Source organism: Streptomyces sp. SJL17-4 (assembly GCF_036826855.1).
In the GTDB taxonomy this organism is placed as follows: domain Bacteria; phylum Actinomycetota; class Actinomycetes; order Streptomycetales; family Streptomycetaceae; genus Streptomyces.
Genome location: NZ_CP104578.1, coordinates 6,232,281 through 6,256,469 on the forward strand (window position 1 = coordinate 6,232,281; position 24,189 = coordinate 6,256,469).

Here is a 24,189-nt window from a genome sequence, read left to right on the forward strand (position 1 = left end):
CTGCGGGGGCACGGGACGTTCACCCCAGGGCGAGCGCCACCAGCGCCGTCGTCGCCGCCGTCTCCTCCACCGCTCCGAACACGTCCCCCGTCACCCCGCCGAACCGCCGTACGCACCGGCGCAGCAGCGCCGCCGCCGCCCCCAGCGCCGCGCCCGCCGCCAGGACGTAGTGGACCGCGTCGTACGGGGAGAACAGCAGGCCCGTCGCCGCGAGGAGGACCAGGACGACCGCCGTCGAGAGCGTCGCGGACCGGACCGGGACGGTCGCGGCGACGATCGCGCCGAGGCCCTCGGGGCGGGCCGCGGGGACGCCGTGGCGGGAGGCGTGGGTGAGGGCGAGGCGGGCGACGGTCGCGGCGAGGACGGCGCCGACCGCGCCGTGCGCCCAGCTCTCCCCGTACAGCTCGAAGAGCGCGGCGACCTGGGCGAACAGGACGAGGAGCAGCACGATGACGCCGAACGGGCCGACGTCCGACTGCTTCATGATGCGCAGCGCGTCCTCGGCGGGCTTGGCGCTGCCGAGCCCGTCGGCGGTGTCGGCGAGGCCGTCGAGGTGGAGGCCGCGGGTGAGGACGGCGGGCACGGCGGTGGAGACGACGGCGGCGAGCAGCGGGCCCGAGCCGAGCGCGAGGAACGCGCCGCCCAGCCCGGCGGCGAAGAGTCCGACGACCAGACCGGCCAGCGGGGCGCAGAGCATGCCGGTGCGCGCCGTGTCCCGGTCCCAACGGGTGATGCGGGTGGGGAACACGGTGAGGGTGCCGAAGGCGAAACGCAGGCCGTCCATCGGGGCAGGGTAATCGCCGCCTCCGGACGGTAGATTGCGCATATCGCGCAAATCGGAACGGGGTGGCATGGGTCACTGGTTCTCCCGCAACATCGTCGAGCCGGGCAAGCTCCCGATGCTTCTCGCGCTGACCTCGTTCATCGTGACGTTCCTGGTCACGCGGACCATCGTCCGTCTCATCCGGGCGGGGAAGGGGCCGTTCGGAAACGTCTCCTCCGGCGGTCTCCACATCCATCACGTCGTGCCGGGCGTGGTCCTCACGATCATCGGCGGTTTCGGTGCGGTCGGCAGCGACCGGCACGGGATCGGCGGGGCCGTCTTCGCCGTCGTCTTCGGGATCGGCGCGGGGCTCGTCCTGGACGAGTTCGCGCTGATCCTCCATCTCGACGACGTGTACTGGAGCGACGAGGGCCGCAAGAGCGTCGAGGTGGTCGTCCTCACCGCCGCCCTGGTCGGGCTCACCCTGAGCGGTTTCTCGCCGCTCGGTGTCGACGACATGACCGCCGACGAACGCCAGGACCGGGCCACCTTCATCCTCACCCTGGTGGTGAACTTCCTCTTCATCCTCATCACGCTGGTGAAGGGGAAGTTCCGGATGGCGGTGATGGGGACCCTGATCCCGTTCGTGGCGATCGTCGGCGCCGTCCGGCTCGCCCGCCCCGGCTCCTGGTGGTCCCGCCGGTTCTACGGGCGCCGCCACCGGGCACGGGCCCGCTCCCGGCTCCGTACGTACCGCCACGACAAGCGCTGGAACAGGATCCGGCGCCGTACTCAGGACTTGATCGGCGGCTTCCAGGAGCGGGTCCCCGGACGGGGTTCCACGCCCTCCTGACCGCGCTCGCGCCAGGCCTGGATCCCCATCAGGACGAGGACGCCGGCGATGGCCGCGAGATGCTCCTTGCCCGCCAGGTTCGGCTTGATGATCACCTCGACGACCATCGCCACCACCACGAGCGTGCCCGTCCACCGGGCCCCGTACCGCCAACAGACGTAGACGGCGAGGCCGACCACGGCCGCCGACGGCCCGGTGTCGACGACCTGCGCGTCGGTGGCGGGCAGCCCGAGCGGGGTGTCCGGGCCGAGCGCGATGCCCACGCGCGCGTACAACGTCCCGCAGAGGGTGGCCAGATAGGCGACGGCGAGTGTCCGCCACCGCCCGAGACAGGTCTCGGCGATCCCGAAGACCAGCAGGACCTGTGCGAGGGCGCCCCACACGGGCAGGTCGAGCGCGGGCACGAACAGCGAGAGCGGAGTCCGGAGCAGCGCCAGCCAGAACGGGTCCTCGGCCCGTACGGAGCCGATGTTCTGGACCGGCTGATAGCCCCAGTCCTGGTTCTGCACCAGCTGGAAGAGGGCGGTGAGACAGACGGCGGCGAGCGTCATGGGGACCGCCCGCCACTTCTTCGTGAGAAGCGCGCTCCGTACGGTGAGGAACAGCGGGCCCCACTCGCGACGGGCGAACTCCCGGAGGGCGCGGTTCAACGGCCGCTCTCCAGATGCCTGCGGTGCAGCCACTTCGGGAGCCCCGGAGCCTCCAGGAACCCCTCCGCGCGACCGGCCGCGAGGCCGATGCGCAGCAGGTCCGCACTCTTCTCGAAGAGCATGAATCGGGGCTCCCAGATCGGTCGGTACTTGGCGTTGGCGCGGTACAGCGACTCGATCTGCCACCAGCGGGAGAAGAAGCTGAGCAGCGAACGCCACATGCGCAGTACGGGTCCCGCCCCGAGCTTCGAGCCACGTTCGAAGACGGACCGGAACATCGCGAAGTTGAGCGAGACCTGAGTGATCCCGATCTCCTTGGCGCGCTGGAGGAGTTCGATGACCATGAACTCCATCAGGCCGTTCTCGGACTCCCGGTCCCGGCGCATCAGATCGAGCGAAAGCCCCTTCGGCCCCCAGGGGACGAAGGACAGCACCGCCCGCAGCTCACCGTCCCCGTCCGTGCACTCCAGCATCACGCACTGTCCGTCCCGCGGATCCCCGAGCCGCCCGAGCGCCATCGAGAAGCCGCGCTCGGTCGCTCCGTCCCGCCAGTCGTCGGCCTTCCGCAGCAGCTCGGCCATCTCCTCGGCCGGGATGTCCTCGTGGCGCCGGATCCTGACCTCGTACCCGGCCCGCTTGACCCGGTTGAAGGCCTGCCGGACCGTCCGCATGGCCCGCCCGTCCAGGGTGAACTCGTCGGTCTCCACGATGGCCTCGTCGCCCAGCTCCAGGGCGTCCAGGCCGTGCCGGGCGTAGATGACCCCGGCCTCCTCGCTCGCGCCCATCACCGCCGGGATCCAGCCGTGCTCGCGCGCCTCGGCCAGCCAGGGTTCGATGGCACCCGGCCAGGCCTCGGGGTCGCCGATCGGGTCGCCGGAGGCCAACGACACCCCGCCGACCACCCGGTAGGTGACGGCGGCCTTCTCGCTCGGCGACCACACGACGCTCTTCTCGCGGCGCAGCGCGAAATAGCCCAGCGAGTCGCGGTCCCCCTGCTTGTCGAGCAGGGCCCGCAGCCGCTCCTCGTCCTCCTCGGTCAGCGGGTCGGTGGCCCGGCGGGAACGGAAGGCGGCGAACAGCACCGCGAACAGCAGCAGCGTGGACAGGACGTTGATGGTGACGTCCACCCAGCCGGGGGTGGTGATCCCGGCGAACCGCGAGTCGTCGGTGGCCAGGGTGATCAGCCGCATCACGCCGTACCGCCAGCGCTCCAGGAAGGTGGAGTGGGCGGTGGAGGTGTTGGTGACGGTGACCAGGACGGCAGCGAGCAGCGAGGTGACGAGCAGTCCGCCGACCGCGACGACCGCGGCGAGCCACGGGTTGGAGCGGTCGCCCTTGGCGTAGAACTCCTTGCGGCCCAGCAGCAGCGCGAGCACGAACGCGGCGGTCAGGACCAGCGAGATCCAGTTCTGGGCGTGCTGCCGGATCTCCGGGAAGAACATCACCAGGGCGAAGAGCAGCAGGAACAGACCGCCGAGCACCAGGTTGAGGATCCACGCCGCGCGCTTGCGCCGTCGCATGGTGATCGCCAGGAAGAGGGTGAAGACCCCCGAGGCGAAGCCCGCCGTGAGCATGTACGGGGTGAAGTAGTTGTCCTCGTTGTGGCGGCGCAGGTCCTGCCCGAAGGAGACCCAGACGGCGCTCAGGAAATTGATGAACGTGACGACGCGCAGGTACCAGACGGCGAACGCGGCGCTGCGCCGTGAACGGGCGGTCGTGCCCCGGGGTGCTGCTTCGGCAGACAAGCGGACTTCTCCCATGAAAAGCGATCATATGGGGCAGTCCTTGCCGCACGGAGACGCCGGAGACGGCCACGCGCGCGTCGCGCGTGACCGCCTCGGAGTCGATCGTTCCCGTCTCCCCGCTCTCAGGCCTCCGCAGCGCCCTCGTCGTCCGGAGTGGTCGGATCCGGACGTTCGGGCAGCTCCGCGGCGAACGCCGCCGCGGCCTTGACGAGGGGGAGTGCGAGCAATGCCCCGGTTCCCTCACCCACATGGACGCCGTGATCGAGCAGAGGGTTGAGCGCCATCCTGTCCAGGGCCTTCGCCTGCGCCGGCTCCCCGCTCACCTGACCCGCGAGCCACCAGTCCGGCGCCCGGAACGCCGCCCGCTGCGCCACCAGCGCGCACGCCGCGCCCACCACCCCGTCCAGGATCACCGGCATCCGCCGCACCGACGCCTGGAGCAGGAAACCGGTCATCGCCGCCAGATCCGCCCCGCCGACCGCCGCCAGCAGCTCCAGCTGATCGCCCAGGACCGGCCGGGCCCGCCGCAGCGCGTCCCGGATCGCCGCGCACTTCCGCATCCACGCCAGATCGTCGATCCCGGCGCCACCCCGGCCCGTCACCACGGAGGCGTCCGTCCCGCAGAGGGCCGCGATCAGCGTGGCGGCCGGCGTCGTCCCGCCGACACTCAGATCCCCGAGGACCACCAGATCGGTGCCCGAGTCCGCCTCCTCGTCGGCGATCGCGATCCCGAGCCGGACGGCCGCCTCGGTCTCCTCGACCGTCAGCGCGTTCTCGACGTCGATCCGGCCGCTGCCGCGCCGCACCCGGTGGCGTACCACCTCGGCGGGCAGCAGCTCCGGGTCGCAGTCCAGGCCCGCGTCCACGACCCGGACCGGCACGTCCGTCGACCGGGCGAGCACCGCGATCGGACTCGCCCCGTCCAGGACCGCGCGCACCAGCTCGTGCGCGGTGCCCGCCGGGCGCCCCGACACATCGAGCGAGGCCACCCCGTGATCGCCCGCGAACAGCACCACCTTCGGCTGCTCGATCGCCCGCACCTTGACCGAGGCCTGCGCGGCCGACAGCCACTCACCGAGCTCGTCGAGCCGACCCAGCGCACCCGGCGGCACGGTCAGCCGCTCACGGCGCTCCTCGGCGTCCCGCCGGATCCCCCCGTCGGGGCGCTCGATCAGATCGGAGAAGTCGTCCAGGTTCACGGATTTCCGCCTTGTGAATCAGCGAGGGCCATCGGTGCTCGCACCCTACCCGCGCAGCACGAGCGCCTGACCGGCGACCACGAGGAGGACCTCCTCGCACTCGTCCCCGAAGGACGCGTTGAGCCGGCCCAGCTCGTCACGGAAGCGGCGCCCCGCCGCCGTCGCCGGCACCACCCCCGAGCCGACCTCGTTCGTGACGGCGACGACCGTACGACGGGTCGCCCGCACCGCCGCCACCAGCTCGGCGGTCCGCTCGCGCAGCGCGCTCTGCCCGCCGGCCGCCCACGTCTCGTCGTCCCAGGCACCCACCCGGTCCATGGCATCGGTCAGCCACAACGACAGACAGTCCACGAGGAGCGCCGGCCCGTCCCCTTCGAGCAGCGGTACGAGGTCACAGGTCTCGGCGGTACGCCAGGACCCCGGGCGCCGCTCCCGGTGCAGGCTGACCCGCTCCGCCCACTCCGGATCGCCCTCCCGACTGCCGCCCGTCGCCACGTACAGCACCTCGGGGAAGGTCTCGAGACGTCGCTCGGCCTCGACGGACTTCCCCGACCTGGCCCCGCCGGTCACCAGGGTCCGCCGGGGCACGTCCGGCACCTCGTGGTACTCGCCGACGTACAGCGTCGTCCCGTCCGGCACCGCCCGCGCGCCCGCCGCCGCGAGCCGCCGGTCCAGCTCGGCGCCGGTCGGCGCGTCATGGTCCAGATGGACGGCGACGACATCGGTCGCGGGCCCGACGGCCCCGGTCGCCCGCAGCCGGGCCAGCGCGTCCGGCCGACCCGTCACATCGGCGACCACCATGTCGTACGGCACCCGGTGGTCCTCCGGAAGCCCCGCAGGGGACCCGCCCGGCGGCAGATAGAGCAGCGTCTCGCCGTCGGCCGAGGTCACCTCGTACCCGGTACCGGGGGAGTCCATCGGCACCGCCCGCACCCGGTGCCCGGAGATCAGCGTCAACTCCCGTCCGTCCGGCACCCGCCCGGCGGTGGGCAGCCCCGCGGGCACCTCCACCGCGGGCCCGTCGTGCGGATGGGTCAGCAGCACCTGCCGCACGCCCACCAGTGAATGCCCGGACCGCGCGGCGGCCAGGGCGGCGCCCGGGGTCAGATCGAGCAGCAGGGCGCCGTCCACGAGCAGCGCCGTCGCGGCGCGGACCCGTGGCCCACGGGAGAGCGCGCACACCGCGCAGGGGCAGTCGGGACGGGGCAGTCCGAGCGGGGCGCCGGTGCCGAGCAGAGTCAGTTCCACCCTCAGATCCTCCCGCGCCACCGCGAGCCGTGCGCGCCCGGCTACTCTGCGGGCAGGAAACCGATCATCCGGTGAGCGCCAGGAGGCGGACATGGCATGGACGTGGCGGTTCGAGAAGTCCGACGGCACGGAGGTCGAGCCGGTGGTGACGCCTGAGGAGTTCACCACCCAGGGCGACGCGGAAAGCTGGATCGGCGAAAACTGGCGGGACCTGCTGGGAGGGGGCGCGGACCAGGTGACCCTGTCGGAGGACGGGACGAAGATCTACGGCCCGATGCCCCTGAACGCGGAGGGCTGAGCACCCGGCACCCAGGGCGGGCGCCCCGCGGTGGGCAACGGTCCCCGGGGCGCCCCGCCCACCCCGCCGCAGCCGTGCCGGGCAACAGCCCCGCGGGGGCTCCGCCCCCGCCCACACGGGGCGTGGCGGGGGCGCGGGCGGCGCCCCACACGGCGGGGGCCGGCGCGGGCGCGGCGTGCGCTCGCGCGGCGGGTGTGGGGCGGGCGCGGGCTCGCATGAAGCGGGGCGCGGGCGTGTGCCCACCCGGCGGCGACGTGGGCGCGCGCCCACGCGAGGCGGGGCGCGGTGTGTGGCCGCGCCGAAGCGGGGCGCGTGGGTCGCCGCGGCGGGCGGCGCCCCGCCCCCTACATCTCGCCCAGCGTGACCTCGACCTTCTCCGTCGCCGTCCCCCGGACATACGTCACCGTCACCTCGTCGCCCGGCCGCCGCGAGGCCAACGCCTCCGACAGCGACGTGATCGTCGTGACATCCGTGTCGCCCAGCCGGGTGATCACATCCCCCGGCCTCAGCCCCGCCTCACCCGCCGCCCCGTCCGCCGGCGCCTCGACCACCGCCACGCCCGCCGGCTCGTAGTCGTCGTTCAGCACCGTACGGCCGGTGATGTTCAGCGCCGCCCGGCCCGAGTCCGTGACCTTGCCGTCCTTGACGATCTGGTCCGCGATCGTCCGCACCATCGACGCCGGGATCGCGAACCCGATGCCGGCGGCCGAACCGCCGCCCAGCTCCGGGTCGACCGCCGCGAGCGTCGGGATGCCGATGACCTCGCTGTCCAGGTTCACCAGCGCGCCCCCGCTGTTGCCGGGGTTGATCGCGGCCGAGGTCTGGACCATGTTCGCGATCGTCGCGCCCGTGCCGCCGCCGGTCCGTCCCTCGCTGACCGTGCGTCCGGTCGCCGAGACGATGCCCTGGGTCACGCTGCCGGACAGGCCCAGCGGCGAGCCCATCGCCAGCACGATCTGCCCCATGTCGACGGCCGTGGAGTCGCCGAACTTCGCCGGCTTCAGACCCTGCGGCACCGATTCCAGCTTGATCACGGCGAGATCCTGCTCGGGGTACGAGGAGACGAGCCGGGCGGTGACCGGCTGCCCACCCGTCGCGGCACTGACCCTGAAGGACTTCTCCTGGCCCACCACGTGCGCGTTGGTGACGATGTGGCCCTTGTCGTCGTAGACGACCCCGGAGCCGAGGCTCTCGGCCGCGTCGATCTGCACGACCGACGGCAGGACGTTCTTGATGACGGCCCGGTAGTCGTCCTGGAGTTCGTTGGCGGCGAGCGGCGCCGCCGCCTGTGTGGAGCGCTCCGGCGCGGGCGTGCTTCCGCCGCCGGAGCAGCCGCCGACGAGCGTGACGGCGCACGCGACGGCGGTCAGGGGCAGAAGGAGGCGGGGGGTACGGGCACGGGATACGTCCATGTCCGGAGTATCCGTTTCATCCCTGTGGCGGGCCCGGCGAGCGCACCCGATCAGGGGTGCGCTCGCTCAGCCCCGTACCCCGCACAGATGCAGCAGCGCCGCCACGCGGCGGTACGGCTCCGTCCGCCCCGCCCGGTCCTCGGCGGCGAGCAGCCGCTCCAGCTCCTCGGCGGCCGGCAGGCCCGCCTCGGCCGGGATGCTGTCGGTGAAGACCCGTACCCCGTACCAGGCGTGCAGCGGCGCCGCGATCCCGGCGAGCGTCGCCGTCAGCGCGTCGAGGCGGTCGGCCCGCACCTTCACGCCGTTGTCGTCGGTGTAGACGTCCGAGTCGAAGCCGGTGAGCGCACCGGACCAGTCCCCGGCGAGCCCCGGCCGCATGGAGAGGGCCTCCGCGTTCCGCACGACCAGCGAGAGCAGTCCGCCGGGGGCGAGCATCCGGGCCAGGCCCGCGAGCAGCGCGTCGGGCTCGTCCGCGTACATGAGGACGCCGTGGCAGAGGACGACGTCGAAGCTGCCGGGGAGGAAGTGCACCCCGGTCTCGCGTCCGTCGCCCTCGATCAGCCGGACCCGCTCACGGATCCCGGCGGGCTCGGTCGCCAGCGACTCACGGGCGGCCTTCAGAAGATCGGGATCGGCTTCGAGGCCGGTCACCGTGTGCCCCGCGCGGGCGAGACGCAGCGCCTGCGTGCCCTGGCCCATGCCGGCGTCGAGGATCCGGAGTCGCTGCCCCACGGGATAGCGGCCGGATATCTGCTCGTCGAGCTGGCGGGCGACGATCTCCTGCCGGATGGTGTCGCGCAGCCCGCCGGAACCGGCGGGCCAGTGCACGACGGGCAGCACAGGACCGCCCGACTCCGACGTCGCGGCGCCGAAAGCGCGCTCGACGGGCTCAGAACTGTCGGCGCTCAGGGCCGCTCTCCGCGCTTGACCTGCGGCTTCGGCAGTCGCAGTCGGCGCATCTGGAGCGTACGCATCAGGCCGTAGGCGATGGCGCCACGCTTCGGCTCGTTCGGGAAGCGCTCGTTGAGCTGCTTGCGGAGCCGGATCCAGATGCCGACCGAGTCGATGACGATCAGGATGATCACACCGAGCCAGAGCAGCAGCGAGATGTTCTGCAGCGACCGGTTGGCGTTGCCGAACAGCGACAGCACGAGGATCACCACGGCCATCGGCAGGAAGAACTCGGCGATCGCGAACCGCGAGTCGACGAAGTCGCGCACGAAGCGGCGGACCGGACCCTTGTCGCGGGCGGGCAGGTAACGCTCGTCGCCACTGGCCAGCGCTTCGCGCTGACGGGCCAGGTCCGAGCGGCGTGCCTCGCGCTGGCGCTTGGCGGCCTCCTTGCGGTCGGTCGGCACCGTCGCGGCGCGACGGCGCTGGGTCTGCGCGTCACTCCGCTTCGGGGTCGGGCGGCCCTTGGGGGCCTCGGGGTCGCGGGGCTGCTTGGAAAGGTCCGCCGTCACCTTGTCGGTGGGGGCCTTCTCGTCCTTCGAACGGCTACGGAACACAAAACCCAAGGGTACGGGGTGGCGGGCATGAACCCCATGCCGGGCGGGAACGATCCGCTAACAGAGTGCGTCTACGGCGGTACGTACGCAGGACGGGCGAGGTTTCCCCTAGATCCATCTACTCCCTGCGCGGGAGGGGAGGCCGGCCGTAGTCGTCCTTTGGGAGGAGCGCATCCGGCTCCGAACAGTGCGGTAATGGAGACAGGGCCCGTACTGTGGATCCTGTCGAAAAGCTGGAGCCGAAGTCCGTCAGAAGGGGGCGCGCGAAGCCCATGAGCGGTGTCATGAAGCGTATGGGGATGATCTTCCGCGCGAAGGCGAACAAGGCCCTTGACCGGGCCGAGGATCCGCGCGAGACGCTCGATTACTCCTACCAGAAGCAGCTGGAGCTGCTGCAGAAGGTGCGACGGGGCGTCGCCGACGTCGCCACCTCCCGCAAGCGGCTCGAACTCCAGCTGAACCAGCTGCAGGGCCAGTCGGCCAAGCTGGAGGACCAGGGCCGCAAGGCGCTGGCACTCGGCCGCGAGGACCTGGCGCGCGAGGCGCTGTCCCGCCGCGCCGCGCTCCAGCAGCAGGTCAGCGACCTGGAGGTGCAGCACCAGACGCTGCAGGGCGAGGAGGAGAAGCTCACCCTCGCCGCCCAGCGTCTCCAGGCCAAGGTGGACGCCTTCCGCACCAAGAAGGAGACCATCAAGGCGACCTACACGGCGGCCCAGGCGCAGACCCGGATCGCGGAGTCCTTCTCCGGCATCTCGGAGGAGATGAGCGACGTCGGTCTCGCGATCCAGCGGGCCGAGGACAAGACCGCCCAGCTCCAGGCGCGCGCGGGCGCGATCGACGAGCTGCTCGCCTCGGGCGCGCTCGACGACCAGTCGGGCCTGGCCAAGGACGACATCCAGGCCGAGCTCGACCGGCTCTCCGGAGGTACGGACGTCGAGCTGGAGCTCCAGCGGATGAAGGCGGAGCTGGCCGGCGGCCCGTCGGCGCAGCAGCAGGCCATCGAGGGCGGCGGCGCGGCGGCGCCGCAGGACGCCCCGCCGCAGCAGCAGTCCCACCCGCGCTTCGAGAAGTAGGCGACGGCACGTAGGCGACAGCCCGCGAACAGACAGGACGCGTCATGATCGTACGGATCATGGGGGAGGGCCAGTGGAAGCTGGCCGACAGCCACTTCGTCGAGCTGAACAAACTCGACGACGAGCTGCTCGAGGAGATGGAGTCGGGGGACGAGGAAGGTTTTCGGCGCACGCTGAACGCTCTCCTGGACGAGGTCCGGCGGCTCGGTGAGCCCCTGCCTGACGACGCGCTCGAACCCTCGGAGCTGATCCTCCCCGCTCCGGACGCGGGCCTGGACGAGGTCAAGGAGATGCTCTCCGACGACGGCCTCATCCCCGGCTGACGCCCCTGAACGACGGTCCCGCCACCCCTAAGGGTGGCGGGACCGTGTGCTTCCCCCGCACGCCCACCACTCCGAAGCGGCCCCACCCGCGGCGACGGCCGTCCCGCCCGCTGCGGACAGGGCCGACCTGCCCCGCTGTGGACGCGCGGCCGTCCGACGGCTGTGGACAGGGCCGTCCCGCCCGGCTGCGGCCACGGCCCCGTCCGCCCACTGCCGACACGGCCGATCACCCCGCTGCGGACGCGCCCGTCCACCCTGCTGCGCCCGCGCCCGTCCGCCCGCTACGGACACGGCCGACCGCCCCGCCCCGTACCGTTGTTCCCCGTGACCCCCACCGGACCCGCCACCGGCACCCTCTTCGCCCGTCTCCGCGACGGGTTCCGCGCGCATCCGCTCGCCTTCGACGCGACGCTCGCGTTCGGCGTGCTCGTCTCGATGATTGCCGGGTCCTTCACCGACCCGCACGGCAGCCCGACCGGGCCGACCTTCGGCGAGCGCGTGCCCAGTGTCACGAGCGTGCTGCTCATGGTGCTGGCGGCCGCCGCCCTGGTGCTGCGCCGGCGCTACCCCTTCCACGTGCTCTGCTTCACGGTGGCGGTCAGCCTCCTCGAACTGGTCAACGACACCCGGCCCGCCACCGTCTCCATGAGCGCCGTCATCGCGCTCTACACGGTCGCCTCCCGCACCGACCGGCCCACCACCTGGCGGGTCGGCCTCGTCACCATGGCGGCGCTGACGGCCGCCGCCATGGCCTTCGGCCCCACCCCCTGGTACGCCCAGGAGAACCTCGGCCTCTTCGCCTGGACCGGCATGGCGGCGGCCGCGGGAGACGCCGTCCGCAGCCGCCGGGCCTTCGTCGACGCCATCAGGGAGCGCGCCGAGCGGGCCGAGCGCACCCGCGAGGAGGAGGCGGGCCGCCGGGTCGCGGAGGAGCGGCTGCGGATCGCCCGCGACCTCCACGACGTCGTCGCCCACCACATCGCCCTGGTGAACGTCCAGGCCGGCGTCGCCGCACACGTCATGGACAAGCGCCCCGACCAGGCCAAGGAGGCCCTCGCGCACGTCCGGGACGCGAGCCGGTCCGCGCTCGACGAGCTGCGCGCCACCGTCGGCCTGCTGCGCCAGTCCGGCGACCCGGAGGCCCCCACCGAACCGGCCCCCGGCCTCGCCGTCCTCGACGGGCTGCTCGACAGCTTCCGCAAGGCCGGGCTGCCGGTCGCCCTGGCCCGTACCGACGGGGAACGGCCGCTCCCCGCGACCGTCGACCTGGCCGCGTACCGGATCGTGCAGGAGGCGCTGACCAATGTGCGGAAGCACGCGGGGCCGGACGCCAAGGCCGAGGTGAGCGTCGTCCGGGTGGGCCGTACGGTCGAGATCACCGTCCTCGACAACGGCACGTCCGTCCCCGACCCCGACCGCGACCCCGACCCGGACCCCGTACCCAACGGTGGCCACGGACTGCTCGGCATGCGCGAGCGGGTCGGCGCGCTCGGCGGCACCCTGACCGCGGCCCCCCGGTACGGCGGCGGCTTCCGGGTCCAGGCGATACTGCCGGTGACGTTCCGTACGGGGGAGGACACATGACGATCCGGGTACTGCTGGCCGACGACCAGGCCCTGCTCCGCAGCGCCTTCAAGGTCCTGGTGAACTCCGAACCGGACATGGAGGTCGTCGGCGAGGCAGCCGACGGCGCCCAGGCCGTGGCCCTCGCCCGCTCCGAGCGGGCCGACGTGGTCCTGATGGACATCCGGATGCCGGGCACGGACGGCCTCGCGGCCACCCGCATGATCACCGCGGACCCGGAGCTCTCCGACGTCCGGATCGTCATGCTGACCACCTTCGAGGTCGACGAGTACGTCGTGCAGTCGCTACGCGCCGGGGCCTCCGGCTTCCTCGGCAAGGGCGCCGAACCGGAGGAACTGCTCGGTGCGATCCGGATCGCCCACGCCGGTGAGGCGCTGCTCTCCCCGGCCGCCACCAAGGGCCTGATCGCCACGTTCCTCGCCCAGGGTCCCGGCGCGGACGTCGTGGGCGACGGCGACCGGGGCCGTACCGAGCGGCTCGCCGCGCTCACCGCCCGGGAGCGCGAAGTCCTCGTCCTCGTCGCCGGAGGTCTCTCCAACGACGAGATCGCCGAGCGGCTCGACGTCAGCCCGCTCACCGTGAAGACCCACGTCAATCGGGCCATGGCCAAGCTCGGCGCCCGCGACCGGGCCCAGCTGGTCGTCACCGCCTACGAATCCGGACTGGTACGTCCAAGGGTGGAGTGACCGGGGGCTCCGGCGTACTCCAGACGCGGTATGCGCGGCATAAGGATGTGGACCCGGGGGGCGAGGATTTCCTGCCCTGGATGGCAGATCGTATAGGCGGGGGGCACCTCCGGCGGATCGCGTGGATCTCGCGGATCTCGCGGATCTCGCGGATCTCGCGGATCCCGTGGATCTCTTGGATCCGGCCGGAGCCTTGGCTGCTCCCGCCTGTCGACGAGTACGCCACAGAAGAGAGACCCCATGTCCTGGCTGTCCAGATTCAGCCTCGCGCAAAGGGCCCTGATCGGGCTGATCTCCATCGTCGCCCTGGTGTTCGGGGCGATTGCGATACCGCAGCTGAAGCAGCAGCTGTTCCCCTCGATCGAGCTGCCCATGGTCTCGGTCCTCGCCCCCTACCAGGGTGCCTCTCCCGATGTGGTCGAGAAGCAGGTCGTCGAGCCCCTGGAGAACAACCTCAAGGCCGTCGACGGCCTGAAGTCGGTCACCTCCACGGCCTCCGAGGGCATGGCGCTCGTCATGGCCTCCTTCGACTACGGCGACGAATCGACGAAGCAGCTCGTCGCCGACGTCCAGCAGGCCGTCAACCGGGCCCGCGCCGAACTGCCCGACACGGTCGACCCGCAGGTCGTGGCCGGCTCCACGGACGACATCCCGACCGTCGTCCTCGCCGCCGCCTCCGACCAGGACCCGCAGGCCCTCGCGGACCTGCTGGACCGCACCGTGGTGCCCGCCATCGAGGGCATCGAGGGCGTCGGCCAGGTCTCCGTCACCGGCGTCCAGGACCTCCAGGTCTCCGTCACCCCGGACGACCGCAAGCTCGCCGCGGCCGGTCTCACGGCCATGAAGCTCGGCGAGGCCCTCCGCTCCGGCGGCGGCACCCTCCCGGCCGGTTCCTTCTCCGAGACGGGCAAGAGCCGCACCATCCAGGTCGGCGGCGGCTACACCTCGCTGAAGCAGATCGAGGACCTCCGCATCCCGGCGGCCACCCCCGGCAAGGGCAAGGCGGTCCGCCTCGGCGACGTCGCCACCGTCCGCCAGGAGGAGTCGCCGCGCGTCTCCCTCACCCGGACCAACGGCAAGCCCAGCCTCGCTGTCATGGCCACCATGGACAAGGACGGCAGCGCCGTCGCGATCTCCGACGCCGTCAAGGAGAAGCTGCCCGAACTGCGCGCCGACCTCGGCGCGGGCGCCGAGCTGACCGTGGTCTCCGACCAGGGCCCGGCCGTCGCCAAGGCCGTCTCCGGCCTGACCACCGAGGGCGCCCTCGGTCTCGTCATGGCCGTCCTGGTGATCCTGGTGTTCCTCGCGTCGATCCGCTCCACCCTGGTCACCGCGGTCTCCATCCCGCTCTCGGTCGTCCTCGCGCTCATCGTGCTGTGGACCCGCGACCTCTCGCTCAACATGCTGACGCTCGGCGCGCTCACCATCGCCATCGGCCGGGTCGTCGACGACTCGATCGTGGTCCTGGAGAACATCAAGCGTCACCTCGGCTACGGCGACGAGCGGCAGACCGCCATCCTCACCGCGGTCCGCGAGGTGGCGGGCGCCGTCACCTCCTCGACCCTCACCACCGTCGCCGTCTTCCTGCCGATCGGTCTGACCGGCGGCATGATCGGCGAGCTGTTCGGCTCGTTCTCGCTGACCGTCACCGCGGCCCTGCTGGCCTCGCTGCTCGTCTCCCTGACCGTCGTCCCGGTCCTCTCGTACTGGTTCCTGCGCGCCCCCAAGGGCACCCCGGAGGACCTGGCCGAGGCCCGCAGGCTGGCCGAGGAGAAGGAGGAGAGGAGCCGTCTCCAGCGCCTGTACGTGCCGGTCCTGAAGTTCGCGACCCGGCGCCGGCTGACCAGCCTCGCCATCGCGTTCGTCGTCCTGATCGTCACCTTCGGCATGGCCCCGCTCCTGAAGACGAACTTCTTCGACCAGGGCGAGCAGGAGGTGCTCAGCATCCAGCAGGAGCTGGCGCCCGGCACCGCCCTGGACGCCTCCGACGCGGCCGCGAAGAAGATCGAGAAGCTCCTCGCGGACACCGACGGCGTCAAGGACTACCAGGTCAACGTCGGCTCGTCCGGCTTCATGGCGGCCTTCGGCGGCGGCACCGGCACCAACCAGGCCACCTACCAGGTCAGCCTGGAGGAGTCCGCCTCGTTCGAGAAGACCCGGGACGCCATCGAGAAGGGCCTCGCCGCCCTCGACGGCGTCGGCGACACCAAGCTCGCCGCGGGCGACGGCTTCGGCAGCCAGGACCTGAGCGTGGTCGTCAAGGCCGCCGACGCCGAGGTCCTGGAGAAGGCCTCCGAGCAGGTCCGGACGGCGATCGCCGGGATGAAGGACGTCACCGACGTCCAGAGCGACCTCTCGCAGTCCGTCCCGCGCATCTCGGTCAAGGCGAAGCCCTCGGCCGCCGACGCCGGCTTCGACTCCGCCTCGCTCGGCATGATCGTCGCCCAGGCCGTCCGGGGCACCCCGGCCGCCAAGGCGATCCTCGACGACAGCGAGCGGGACGTCCTCATCACCTCGGCGAAGCCGGTCACCACCCTGGCCGGGCTCAAGGCTCTGCCCCTCGGCCCGGTGAAGCTGGGCGACATCGCCGCCGTCGAGCTCGTCCCCGGCCCGGTCTCCATGACCCGGATCGACGGCGCCCGCGCCGCGACGATCACGGCCAAGCCGGTCGGCGACAACACCGGCGCCGTGAGCACCACCCTCCAGCAGAAGATCGACGCGCTGGACCTGCCCGAGGGCGCCACCGCCAGCATCGGCGGTGTCTCCGAGGACCAGTCCGAGGCCTTCCTCAACCTGTTCCTGGCGATGCTCGCGGCGATCGCGATCGTCTTCATGCTGCTGGTCGCGACCTTCCGGTCGCTGATCCAGCCGCTGATCCTGCTGGTCTCGATCCCGTTCGCGGCGACCGGCGCGATCGGTCTCCTCGTGGTCACCGACACCGCGATGGGCGTCCCGGCGATGATCGGCATGCTGATGCTCATCGGCATCGTCGTCACCAACGCGATCGTCCTGATCGACCTGATCAACCAGTACCGGGCGCAGGGCCTGGGCGTCGTCGAAGCGGTGATCGAGGGCGGCCGGCACCGGCTCCGCCCGATCCTGATGACCGCCCTGGCGACGATCTTCGCCCTGCTGCCGATGGCGCTCGGCATCACCGGTGAGGGCGGCTTCATCGCCCAGCCGCTGGCCGTGGTGGTGATCGGCGGTCTGATCACCTCGACGCTGCTGACGCTGCTCCTCGTCCCGACGCTCTACGCGATGGTGGAACTCCGCAAGGAGCGCCGGGCGAAGAAGAAGGCGGCGAAGAAGGGCGCGGAGTCCGGTGACGCGCCGGTCCCGCCGCAGGCGAAGGAGCCGGCCGCGGTCTGATCCGTACGGTACGAAGGAAGGGGCGCCCCGCGATCACGCGGGGCGCCCCTTCCCGTCAGCTGCACGGAGAACCGTTACGGCAGAGCGAGCATCCGCTCAAGCGCGAGCTTCGCGAAGCTCTCCGTCTCCTTGTCGACCTGGATCTGGTTGACGAGGTTGCCCTCGGCAAGCGACTCCAGGGTCCACACCAGGTGCGGCAGGTCGATGCGGTTCATCGTCGAGCAGAAGCAGACCGTCTTGTCGAGGAAGACGATCTCCTTGCCCTGGTCGGCGAATCGGTTCGCCAGCCGGCGGACCAGGTTCAGCTCCGTGCCGATGGCCCACTTGGAACCGGCCGGGGCCGCCTCCAGGGTGTTGATGATGTACTCGGTCGAGCCCACGTAGTCCGCGGCGGCGACGACCTCGTGCCGGCACTCGGGGTGGACGAGCACGTTCACGCCCGGGATGCGCTCGCGGACGTCGTTGACCGAGTCCAGCGAGAAGCGGCCGTGCACCGAGCAGTGACCCCGCCACAGGATCATCTTGGCGGCGCGCAGCTCCTCGACGGTGAGCCCGCCGTTCGGCTTGTGCGGGTTGTACAGGACGCAGTCGTCGAGGGACATGCCCATGTCGCGGACGGCGGTGTTGCGGCCGAGGTGCTGGTCCGGCAGGAACAGCACCTTCTCGCCCTGCTCGAAGGCCCAGTTCAGGGCCCGCTCGGCGTTGGACGAGGTGCAGATCGTGCCCCCGTGCTTGCCGGTGAAGGCCTTGATGTCGGCCGAGGAGTTCATGTACGAGACGGGCACGACCTGCTCGGCGACACCGGCCTCGGTCAGCACGTCCCAGCACTCGGCGACCTGCTCGGCGGTGGCCATGTCGGCCATCGAGCAGCCGGCCGCGAGGTCGGGCAGGACGACCTTCTGCTCGTCGCCGGTCAGGATGTCGGCCGACTCCGCCATGAAGTGCACACCGCAGAAGACGATGTACTCGGCCTCGGGCTTGGCCGCCGCGTCGCGCGCGAGCTTGAACGAGTCGCCGGTGACGTCGGCGAACTGGATGACCTCGTCGCGCTGGTAGTGGTGGCCGAGCACGAAGACCTTGTCCCCGAGCTTCTCCTTGGCCGCGCGGGCGCGCTCCACAAGGTCCGGGTCGGAGGGCGACGGCAGATCGCCGGGGCACTCCACGCCGCGCTCGCTCTTCGGGTCGGCCTCGCGACCGAGCAGAAGCAGGGCGAGCGGCGACGGCTGGACGTCGAGATCATGACGGGCTTGGGCCGTGGTCACGTCACGCACCCTTTCTTCGGGGAACCTTTTCGTCTAAATGACGCTATCTATCATAACCGCTTCACGTCACGTTGACGATGTCCATAGTGTCGATGTGACGAATTCGCGGTCGCCGCCCCTGGACTTCGCGGGCGGCGCCCCTGGACTTCGCCGTCCCCGCAGCTGGACAGGGTGTGCGAGCATGAAGAGAGAAACACCCCACACGGCCCGGAATGAATCCGGGGCACCGTCGGTTGCAACCGTCGGCAAGCAGTCTCCGTACACACCGGGAGAGAAGCAGATGTCCGTATCGGACGAGAAGACCACTGTCAGCGACGGCATCCTCCTGTCCGACGCCGCCGCGGCCAAGGTCAAGGCCCTCCTCGACCAGGAAGGCCGCGAGGACCTGGCCCTGCGCGTCGCCGTTCAGCCCGGCGGCTGCTCCGGCCTGCGTTACCAGCTGTTCTTCGACGAGCGTTCGCTCGACGGCGACGTCGTGAAGGACTTCGACGGCGTCAAGGTCGTCACCGACCGCATGAGCGCCCCGTACCTGGGCGGCGCCTCGATCGACTTCGTCGACACCATCGAGAAGCAGGGCTTCACCATCGACAACCCGAACGCCACGGGTTCCTGCGCCTGCGGCGACTCGTTCAGCTAAGCCGCACACGGCTGTACGCACCTGAGGGCGGCGGCCCGGGAGAGATCCCGGGCCGCCGCCCTCAGTCGTGTCGTGCCCGCCCGCCGTTCTCAGCGGCGCGGCACGGCCTCCCCGCTCGCCGCGTCGACCACCGGCCGGTCGCCCAGCGGACTCTTCAGCGTCACCGTCTTCGTGAAGTCCTTGGCGATCATGATGCAGACCCGCTCGGGGTCGGACTTCTCGATGATCCGCACCGTCACCCGGTCCGGCTGCTCGTCGGCCTTCACGGTGTACGTGCTGCACACCCCGCCCCAGAAGGTGACGGCCAGCTCCCTGCCGTCCCCCTGGACCCGGACGGACTCGACGACCCGCGCGGCCCCCGTACCGTCCCCGGGAGGGGGCGTGGGCGTCGGCTCCGGCGAGGGCTTCGCCGACGGCGCCAGGTACTCCGGGGCCACCGCCGTCCGCACCACCGTGTACGGCGCGCCGTCCGCCGGGTCCGCGGTGAACAGCCACGACGGTACGAGCAGCCGCTCACCGTCCACGTCCCGCGCGGCCAGCCCGAACACGGCGGCGGTCACCGGCACCCGTTCGGGCCCGGCCATGTCCACGATCGTCTGACAGGGCGGGGTCGGCTCGACGTGCCCCGGGGCCGGCTTTCCGTCGGTCCGGGTGTCCTCGGCCTTCCCGTTCCCGTCCACGCCGGGCGGGGCCGTGGGGCAGTGCCCCATGCCGATCGGGCCGGTGCCCTTCGAGTCCTCGTTCAGTCCGGCGAGCGCCTTCGCCGCCCCGACCACCGGGTACACGGCGCCCTCGGCCGGTTCCTTGAGCATCCCGCTTCCCGCGACCGCCCGGCCGTCCCGCGCGATGTGCAGCCCCGTCGACCAGCCGTACGTCGGCAGCCCGCCCACCACCGGATCGGCGTTGACCACCCGGACCGAACCGTTCACCACGCCGGTCGCGGTGACCTTGGCGTCGTCCTGGCCGAGCGCCTTCAGGATCGGCGCGGCCGCCGCCTTCGCCGCCGCCTCGCTCAGCGGCGTACCGCCGGGCGCGGGCTTCGACTCGCCCGGCGGCGGGCAGGCCCTGCCCTTGAGGCAGGCGTCGCCGGCCGGACCGCCGTCGTACCAGGAGTACGTCCAGTTCCCCGGCGCCTTCCGCGCCACGTCGAGGCGGGCTCCCGAACCGTCCTTCTCGGGCCGGATCGTCCAGACCTCACCCACGAGCGAGGGACTTCCGGAGATGCCCAGTGCTTCGGCCAGCCTGGTCACCTCCGCCGAGGTGACCAGGCCCTCGGGCCGGTGGACCGCGGCCGAGGAAGGCCCTTGGGGGAGTGGGCCCTTGGCTGTGTAGACGGTCCCGTTCGGGCCGCCCCCGGGGTCCGGCTCGCCGGGTGCGATGCCCGGCCCGCCCCGTGTGTCGCCACCGCCGGTGGCATCGCCGCTGTCGCCCTCCAGGCGCAGCGGGGTCGGCGGGCCTGCCGCGTCGGCGGCCTTGGCGGCCGCGCCGACGCCCGCGCCGGTGCCGTCACCGGATGCCGTGGTGGCGAGGTAGACGCCACCGCCACCGGCGAGCAGCACACCCGCCGCCACCGAGGCGGCGATGACGCTCCGCCGCCTCCGTACGTTCTCCGTACCGCTCACCACAACGCTCCCTCGTCTCGACCGGACGCCGATGGGACGGAGCGGGCGGGCGGACGGTTCCGTCCGTCAGCCCCCGTACTCCGCGGTCGCGTCGATCAGCCGTGCCGAGGCCGCCGGGACGACGACCCCGTGGATCAGTGCGGGGGAGACCGGAGCGGGCGCGGGGGCGACCGGAGTCACCCAGTGCGGAGCCATCCGAGCCCCGTCGCCCCGCAGGTCGGCGAGGCTCAGCTCGGACTCGTGTCGCTCACGTGAAGCGGGGTAGATGCTCATGGGCGCACCGTATGCACCGCACGCCTCCGGGGAAAAGGCCTACTCTGGGGTAGTTTCCACTGTTCGGCAGTGAGGCCACCAGCCGGTAGCGTGAATGTCCGTCATTGCCGCCTTCCCGCAGGAGCACCCCGCCGTGCGTATCGCAGTCACCGGCTCCATCGCCACCGACCACCTCATGACCTTCCCCGGCCGGTTCGCCGACCAGCTGGTGGCCGACCAGCTGCACACGGTGTCCCTCTCCTTCCTCGTCGACAACCTCGACGTCCGGCGCGGCGGCGTCGGCCCCAACATCTGCTTCGGCATGGGTCAGCTCGGCGGCACCCCGATCCTCGTGGGTGCGGCCGGCTACGACTTCGACGAGTACCGCGGCTGGCTCGACCGCCACGGCGTCGACACCGGCTCGGTCCGCATCTCCGAGGTCCTGCACACGGCCCGCTTCGTCTGCACCACGGACAAGGACCACAACCAGATCGGCTCCTTCTACACGGGCGCGATGAGCGAGGCCCGGCTGATCGAGCTCAAGGCCGTCGCCGACCGGGTGGGCGGGCTCGACCTGGTCCTCATCGGCGCCGACGACCCCGAGGCGATGCTCCGCCACACCGAGGAGTGCAAGACGCGGGGCATCCCCTTCGCCGCCGACTTCTCGCAGCAGATCGCGCGGATGGACGGCGACGAGATCCGCACGCTCCTGGACGGCGCCACGTACCTCTTCTCCAACGAGTACGAGAAGGGCCTCATCGAGTCCAAGACGGGCTGGACCGACGCCGAGATCCTCTCCCGCGTCGGCCACCGCGTCACCACGCTCGGCTCGCGCGGTGTGCGCATCGAGCGCGTCGGCGACACGCCGATCGAGGTCGCCTGCGCGGAGGAGACGGCGAAGGTCGACCCGACGGGCGTCGGCGACGCGTTCCGCGCGGGCTTCCTGACGGGTCTGTCGTGGGGCGTGGGCCTTGAGCGGGCGGCGCAGGTCGGCTGCATGCTGGCGACGCTGGTCATCGAGACGCTGGGCACGCAGGAGTACACCCTCCGCCGGGCGAACTTCATGGACCGCTTCAAGAAGGCGTACGGCGAGGACGCGGCCACGGAGGTCCAGTCCCACCTGTCCTGACGCCGGCCCGGCCGCCGGGGCCCAGTCCCACGTGGCCTGACGCCCCGGCCCGGGCGGCCCTGCGTCCCAGGCCTGACGCCCCGGCCGCCCCTACGCCCACGAGGCCACCGGGCCCAGCCCCGCGCGGCCTGACCCGGGCCCAGCCCGCGCGGGCACACAGGCCGCCACCCGCCCCAGGCGCGGACCGCACCCGCCGGCCGCGTGGGCCGCGCCCGCACCCGCCGGCCGCGTGGGCCGCGCCCGCACCCGCTTGCCGCGTGGGCCGCGCCCGCACCCGCCGGCTGCGTGGGCCGCACCCTCCGGCCGCGTGGGCCGCGCCCGCACCCGCTTGCCGCGTGGGCCGCGCCCGCACCCTCCGGCCGCGTGGGCCGCACCCGCACCCGCCCGCCGTGTAGGCCGCGCCGCCCGCACCCGCCTGCCGTGTGGGCTGCGCCCGCCACCCCCCCCGTGTGGGCATTCGTCCCGCTGGGGCGGAACGGGTGGGCACACGGGACGGCGCGCTCTGGCGGCGCCTCCGCCCCTTGTGCCTTGACCCGCACCCGATGTGCGCCGCACCTGTGGTGCGGGTTCAGGCGCGGAAGCCTAGGCCCGGCAAGGGGCGCCGTCCGTTGTGCCCACCCGTTCCGCCCCAGCGGAACAGTTGCCCACAACGGGGTGGGCGTGCGGCCCGCGCCCAGGCGCGTCGGCCTGTGCGGCGGGCGAGCCCGCAAGCGGTGGCGGCCGCCCGCAATCGGCGGCGACAGCCCGCAAGAGGTGGCGGCAGCCGCAACCCTCGCCGCCCCCCGCGCCGCCCCCCTCACCTCACCCGTCGCACCACATACGCCACCCCACCCCCCGCCGAAGGCGACTCCCCCACATACTCCTGCCCCCGCATCTCGCACCACGCCGGAATGTCCAGCCGCGCCGCCGCGTCGTCCGCCAGGACCGTCACCGTCCCGCCCACCGGCACGTCGCCGATGACCTTCGCCAGTTCGATCACCGGGATCGGGCAGCGCCGCCCCAGCGCGTCCACCACCAGGGAGTCCGCCCCCGGCGCGGCCACCGGCGACGCCGCCGGGGCGCCGAGCCGCTCCCGTACCCCCGCCACCACCCCCGGCAGCACCTCGAGAAAGCGGTCCACGTCCTCCGCCGTCGTGCCGGCCGGCAGCGACACCCGGACGTTCCCCTCGCTCAGCACCCCCATCGCGCGCAGCACATGGCTGGGCGTCAGCGTGGAACTCGTACATGACGAACCGGACGAAACGGAGAAACCCTCCCGGTCCAGCTCGTGCAGCAGCGTCTCCCCGTCGACGTACAGGCAGGAGAAGGTCACCAGGTGGGGGAGGCGGCGCACCGGGTCTCCCACCACCTCCACATCCGGGACGAGCTCCGGCACCCGCGCCCGGATCCGGTCCACCAGGGCCCGCAGCCGCGCCCCCTCGGCCGCCGCCTCGGCCCGTACCGCACGCAGCGAGGCCGCCGCCGCCACGATCGCCGGCAGGTTCTCGAAGCCGGGCGCCCGGCCCGACTCCCGCTCGTCCGACGGGCCTTGCGGCGCGAACCGCACCCCCTTCCGTACGGCGAGCAGCCCCACCCCCGCCGGCCCGCCCCACTTGTGCGCGCTCGCCGCGAGCAGCGACCAGCCGCCCTCCACCGGCCCCCAGCCCAGCGACTGCGCCGCGTCCACGAGCAGTGGCACGCCCGCCGCCCGGCAGGCCTCGGCCACCTCCGCCACCGGCTGCTCGGTCCCCACCTCGTGGTTGGCCGACTGGAGGCACGCCAGGGCGGCCGTGCCCGAGTCCCCGGAGCCGAGCGCGGCCGCGAAGACGCCCGCGTCCACCGCCCCCGTCCGCCCCACCGGCACCTCCGTCACCACGGAGCCCGCCGCCGCGTGGGTCTCGGCCGCGTGGAGTACAGAGGAGTGTTCGACCGCGGAGACCACGAGCCGGTTTCCGACACGCCGACGCCCCGCGAGGGATCCCGAGATTCCCGCGTGAACCGCGCGTGTCCCCGAAGGAGTGAATACGAGCTCGTCGGGGCGGCAGCCCACGGCCTCCGCCATGGCCTCCCGCGCGGCGTCGAGCAGCAGCCTCGCGCGCCGCCCCTCCCGGTACAGCCGGGCCGGATCGGCCCAGCCCTCGTCGAGGGAGGCGAGCAGCGCCTGGCGGGCGACGGGATGCAACGGTGCGGCGGACGCGGCGTCGAAGTACGGCATCCGCCCACGGTAGGGCCTGAGCGCGAGCGGCCCCCGCCTCACCCAGCCGAGACGGTGGCGCGCCCGTGGCCGACGGATCCGCGGCCGACCGATCCGTGGCCGCCGGCCCGTGGGGCCGTGGCCGGTCTGGGGGCAGTCCCCGGCCGCTCCATGGCCGGTCCCCGGCCGGTCCGTGGGGCCCGTGACCGCTCCATGGCTGGTCCGTGGCCGGTCCGTGGCGCGCCTTGGCCCGCCCGGGGGAGTCCGTCCCAAGCCCTCGACGCGCCCGCAGCGAGCCCTCGGCGCGTTCACACCCTGACCCCGGCATGGCCGCAGGGAGCCCCCGGCGCCGTTCCGCACCGCGACCCCCGCGAAGTCCGCAGCTCGCCTGCGACACCCCCGG

21 protein-coding genes are annotated in these 24,189 nt (G+C 72.5%); 9 read left to right on the forward strand and 12 right to left on the reverse strand.

What is annotated here, in order from left to right; translation table 11 throughout:
• Nucleotides 1-19: 19 nt before the first annotated feature.
• A complete protein-coding gene (locus N5875_RS28005; RefSeq protein WP_318211316.1) occupies nucleotides 20-784 on the reverse strand; it encodes an adenosylcobinamide-GDP ribazoletransferase in 765 nt (254 codons plus the stop codon).
• 67 nt (nucleotides 785-851) lie between these two features.
• On the opposite strand from N5875_RS28005, the gene N5875_RS28010 reads away from it, so the two are divergent.
• On the forward strand, nucleotides 852-1,616 hold the full coding sequence (locus N5875_RS28010) for a hypothetical protein (protein WP_318211315.1): 765 nt from the start codon (nucleotides 852-854) through the stop codon (nucleotides 1,614-1,616).
• On the opposite strand, the gene N5875_RS28015 is transcribed toward N5875_RS28010, so the two are convergent.
• The 4 genes from N5875_RS28015 to N5875_RS28030 form a co-directional block, all read right to left on the reverse strand.
• On the reverse strand, nucleotides 1,556-2,266 hold the full coding sequence (locus N5875_RS28015) for a hypothetical protein (RefSeq protein ID WP_338496916.1): 711 nt from the start codon (nucleotides 2,264-2,266) through the stop codon (nucleotides 1,556-1,558). The genes N5875_RS28010 and N5875_RS28015 overlap by 61 nt on opposite strands.
• Complete coding sequence (locus N5875_RS28020; protein ID WP_318211313.1) at nucleotides 2,263-4,026, reverse strand: phosphatidylglycerol lysyltransferase domain-containing protein; 1,764 nt, start codon at nucleotides 4,024-4,026, stop codon at nucleotides 2,263-2,265. Before N5875_RS28020 ends, N5875_RS28015 begins: the two co-directional genes overlap by 4 nt.
• A 107-nt stretch (nucleotides 4,027-4,133) precedes the next feature.
• Nucleotides 4,134-5,210: a nicotinate-nucleotide--dimethylbenzimidazole phosphoribosyltransferase gene (gene cobT / locus N5875_RS28025; RefSeq protein WP_318211312.1), complete on the reverse strand. Its 1,077-nt coding sequence runs from the start codon at nucleotides 5,208-5,210 to the stop codon at nucleotides 4,134-4,136.
• Nucleotides 5,211-5,255: 45 nt separating this feature from the next.
• The gene (locus tag N5875_RS28030) at nucleotides 5,256-6,458 is read right to left on the reverse strand and encodes a bifunctional adenosylcobinamide kinase/adenosylcobinamide-phosphate guanylyltransferase (RefSeq protein ID WP_338496920.1); all 1,203 of its coding nucleotides are present in this window, start codon (nucleotides 6,456-6,458) and stop codon (nucleotides 5,256-5,258) included.
• Between the two features lie 91 nt (nucleotides 6,459-6,549).
• On the opposite strand from N5875_RS28030, the gene N5875_RS28035 reads away from it, so the two are divergent.
• Nucleotides 6,550-6,756, forward strand: coding sequence for a hypothetical protein (locus N5875_RS28035; protein ID WP_030314349.1), 207 nt, complete (start codon nucleotides 6,550-6,552; stop codon nucleotides 6,754-6,756).
• A 344-nt stretch (nucleotides 6,757-7,100) separates the two neighbouring features.
• On the opposite strand, the gene N5875_RS28040 is transcribed toward N5875_RS28035, so the two are convergent.
• The 3 genes from N5875_RS28040 to N5875_RS28050 all read right to left on the reverse strand — a co-directional run bounded on the left by N5875_RS28040 (nucleotide 7,101) and on the right by N5875_RS28050 (nucleotide 9,676).
• On the reverse strand, nucleotides 7,101-8,168 hold the full coding sequence (locus N5875_RS28040) for a trypsin-like peptidase domain-containing protein (RefSeq protein ID WP_318211310.1): 1,068 nt from the start codon (nucleotides 8,166-8,168) through the stop codon (nucleotides 7,101-7,103).
• Between the two features lie 66 nt (nucleotides 8,169-8,234).
• Nucleotides 8,235-9,008 (reverse strand): methyltransferase domain-containing protein, encoded by a 774-nt coding sequence (locus tag N5875_RS28045; protein WP_338496921.1) that lies wholly within the window; start codon nucleotides 9,006-9,008, stop codon nucleotides 8,235-8,237.
• A 65-nt stretch (nucleotides 9,009-9,073) separates the two neighbouring features.
• The gene (locus tag N5875_RS28050; protein WP_318211308.1) at nucleotides 9,074-9,676 is read right to left on the reverse strand and encodes a DUF3043 domain-containing protein; all 603 of its coding nucleotides are present in this window, start codon (nucleotides 9,674-9,676) and stop codon (nucleotides 9,074-9,076) included.
• Between the two features lie 272 nt (nucleotides 9,677-9,948).
• On the opposite strand from N5875_RS28050, the gene N5875_RS28055 reads away from it, so the two are divergent.
• From N5875_RS28055 to N5875_RS28075, 5 genes are all read left to right on the forward strand, one after another.
• The gene (locus N5875_RS28055) at nucleotides 9,949-10,749 is read left to right on the forward strand and encodes a PspA/IM30 family protein (RefSeq protein WP_318211307.1); all 801 of its coding nucleotides are present in this window, start codon (nucleotides 9,949-9,951) and stop codon (nucleotides 10,747-10,749) included.
• A gap of 44 nt (nucleotides 10,750-10,793) precedes the next feature.
• Nucleotides 10,794-11,072: a hypothetical protein gene (locus N5875_RS28060; RefSeq protein ID WP_318211306.1), complete on the forward strand. Its 279-nt coding sequence runs from the start codon at nucleotides 10,794-10,796 to the stop codon at nucleotides 11,070-11,072.
• Nucleotides 11,073-11,396: 324 nt separating this feature from the next.
• Entirely contained in the window at nucleotides 11,397-12,656 is a 1,260-nt protein-coding gene (locus N5875_RS28065; RefSeq protein ID WP_338496924.1) for a sensor histidine kinase, read from the forward strand.
• A complete protein-coding gene (locus N5875_RS28070) occupies nucleotides 12,653-13,342 on the forward strand; it encodes a response regulator transcription factor (RefSeq protein WP_318211304.1) in 690 nt (229 codons plus the stop codon). The genes N5875_RS28065 and N5875_RS28070 overlap by 4 nt, the downstream gene beginning before the upstream one ends.
• A gap of 240 nt (nucleotides 13,343-13,582) precedes the next feature.
• Nucleotides 13,583-16,711: an efflux RND transporter permease subunit gene (locus tag N5875_RS28075; RefSeq protein WP_338496927.1), complete on the forward strand. Its 3,129-nt coding sequence runs from the start codon at nucleotides 13,583-13,585 to the stop codon at nucleotides 16,709-16,711.
• A gap of 74 nt (nucleotides 16,712-16,785) precedes the next feature.
• On the opposite strand, the gene nadA is transcribed toward N5875_RS28075, so the two are convergent.
• Nucleotides 16,786-17,982 (reverse strand): quinolinate synthase NadA, encoded by a 1,197-nt coding sequence (nadA, locus tag N5875_RS28080; RefSeq protein ID WP_318211302.1) that lies wholly within the window; start codon nucleotides 17,980-17,982, stop codon nucleotides 16,786-16,788.
• Between the two features lie 271 nt (nucleotides 17,983-18,253).
• On the opposite strand from nadA, the gene N5875_RS28085 reads away from it, so the two are divergent.
• Nucleotides 18,254-18,610, forward strand: a complete 357-nt coding sequence (locus tag N5875_RS28085) for an iron-sulfur cluster assembly accessory protein (RefSeq protein WP_015033024.1) — start codon at nucleotides 18,254-18,256, stop codon at nucleotides 18,608-18,610.
• Nucleotides 18,611-18,699: 89 nt separating this feature from the next.
• On the opposite strand, the gene N5875_RS28090 is transcribed toward N5875_RS28085, so the two are convergent.
• Nucleotides 18,700-20,232, reverse strand: coding sequence for a hypothetical protein (locus N5875_RS28090; RefSeq protein WP_338496947.1), 1,533 nt, complete (start codon nucleotides 20,230-20,232; stop codon nucleotides 18,700-18,702).
• 66 nt (nucleotides 20,233-20,298) lie between these two features.
• The gene (locus N5875_RS28095) at nucleotides 20,299-20,505 is read right to left on the reverse strand and encodes a hypothetical protein (protein ID WP_338496949.1); all 207 of its coding nucleotides are present in this window, start codon (nucleotides 20,503-20,505) and stop codon (nucleotides 20,299-20,301) included.
• A 133-nt stretch (nucleotides 20,506-20,638) separates the two neighbouring features.
• On the opposite strand from N5875_RS28095, the gene N5875_RS28100 reads away from it, so the two are divergent.
• Nucleotides 20,639-21,613: a carbohydrate kinase family protein gene (locus N5875_RS28100; protein ID WP_318211299.1), complete on the forward strand. Its 975-nt coding sequence runs from the start codon at nucleotides 20,639-20,641 to the stop codon at nucleotides 21,611-21,613.
• A gap of 796 nt (nucleotides 21,614-22,409) precedes the next feature.
• On the opposite strand, the gene N5875_RS28105 is transcribed toward N5875_RS28100, so the two are convergent.
• Nucleotides 22,410-23,807 carry an aminotransferase class V-fold PLP-dependent enzyme gene (locus N5875_RS28105; RefSeq protein ID WP_338496951.1) on the reverse strand — a complete coding sequence of 466 codons (1,398 nt, stop codon included), beginning with the start codon at nucleotides 23,805-23,807 and terminating at the stop codon, nucleotides 22,410-22,412.
• Between the last annotated feature and the right edge of the window lie 382 nt (nucleotides 23,808-24,189).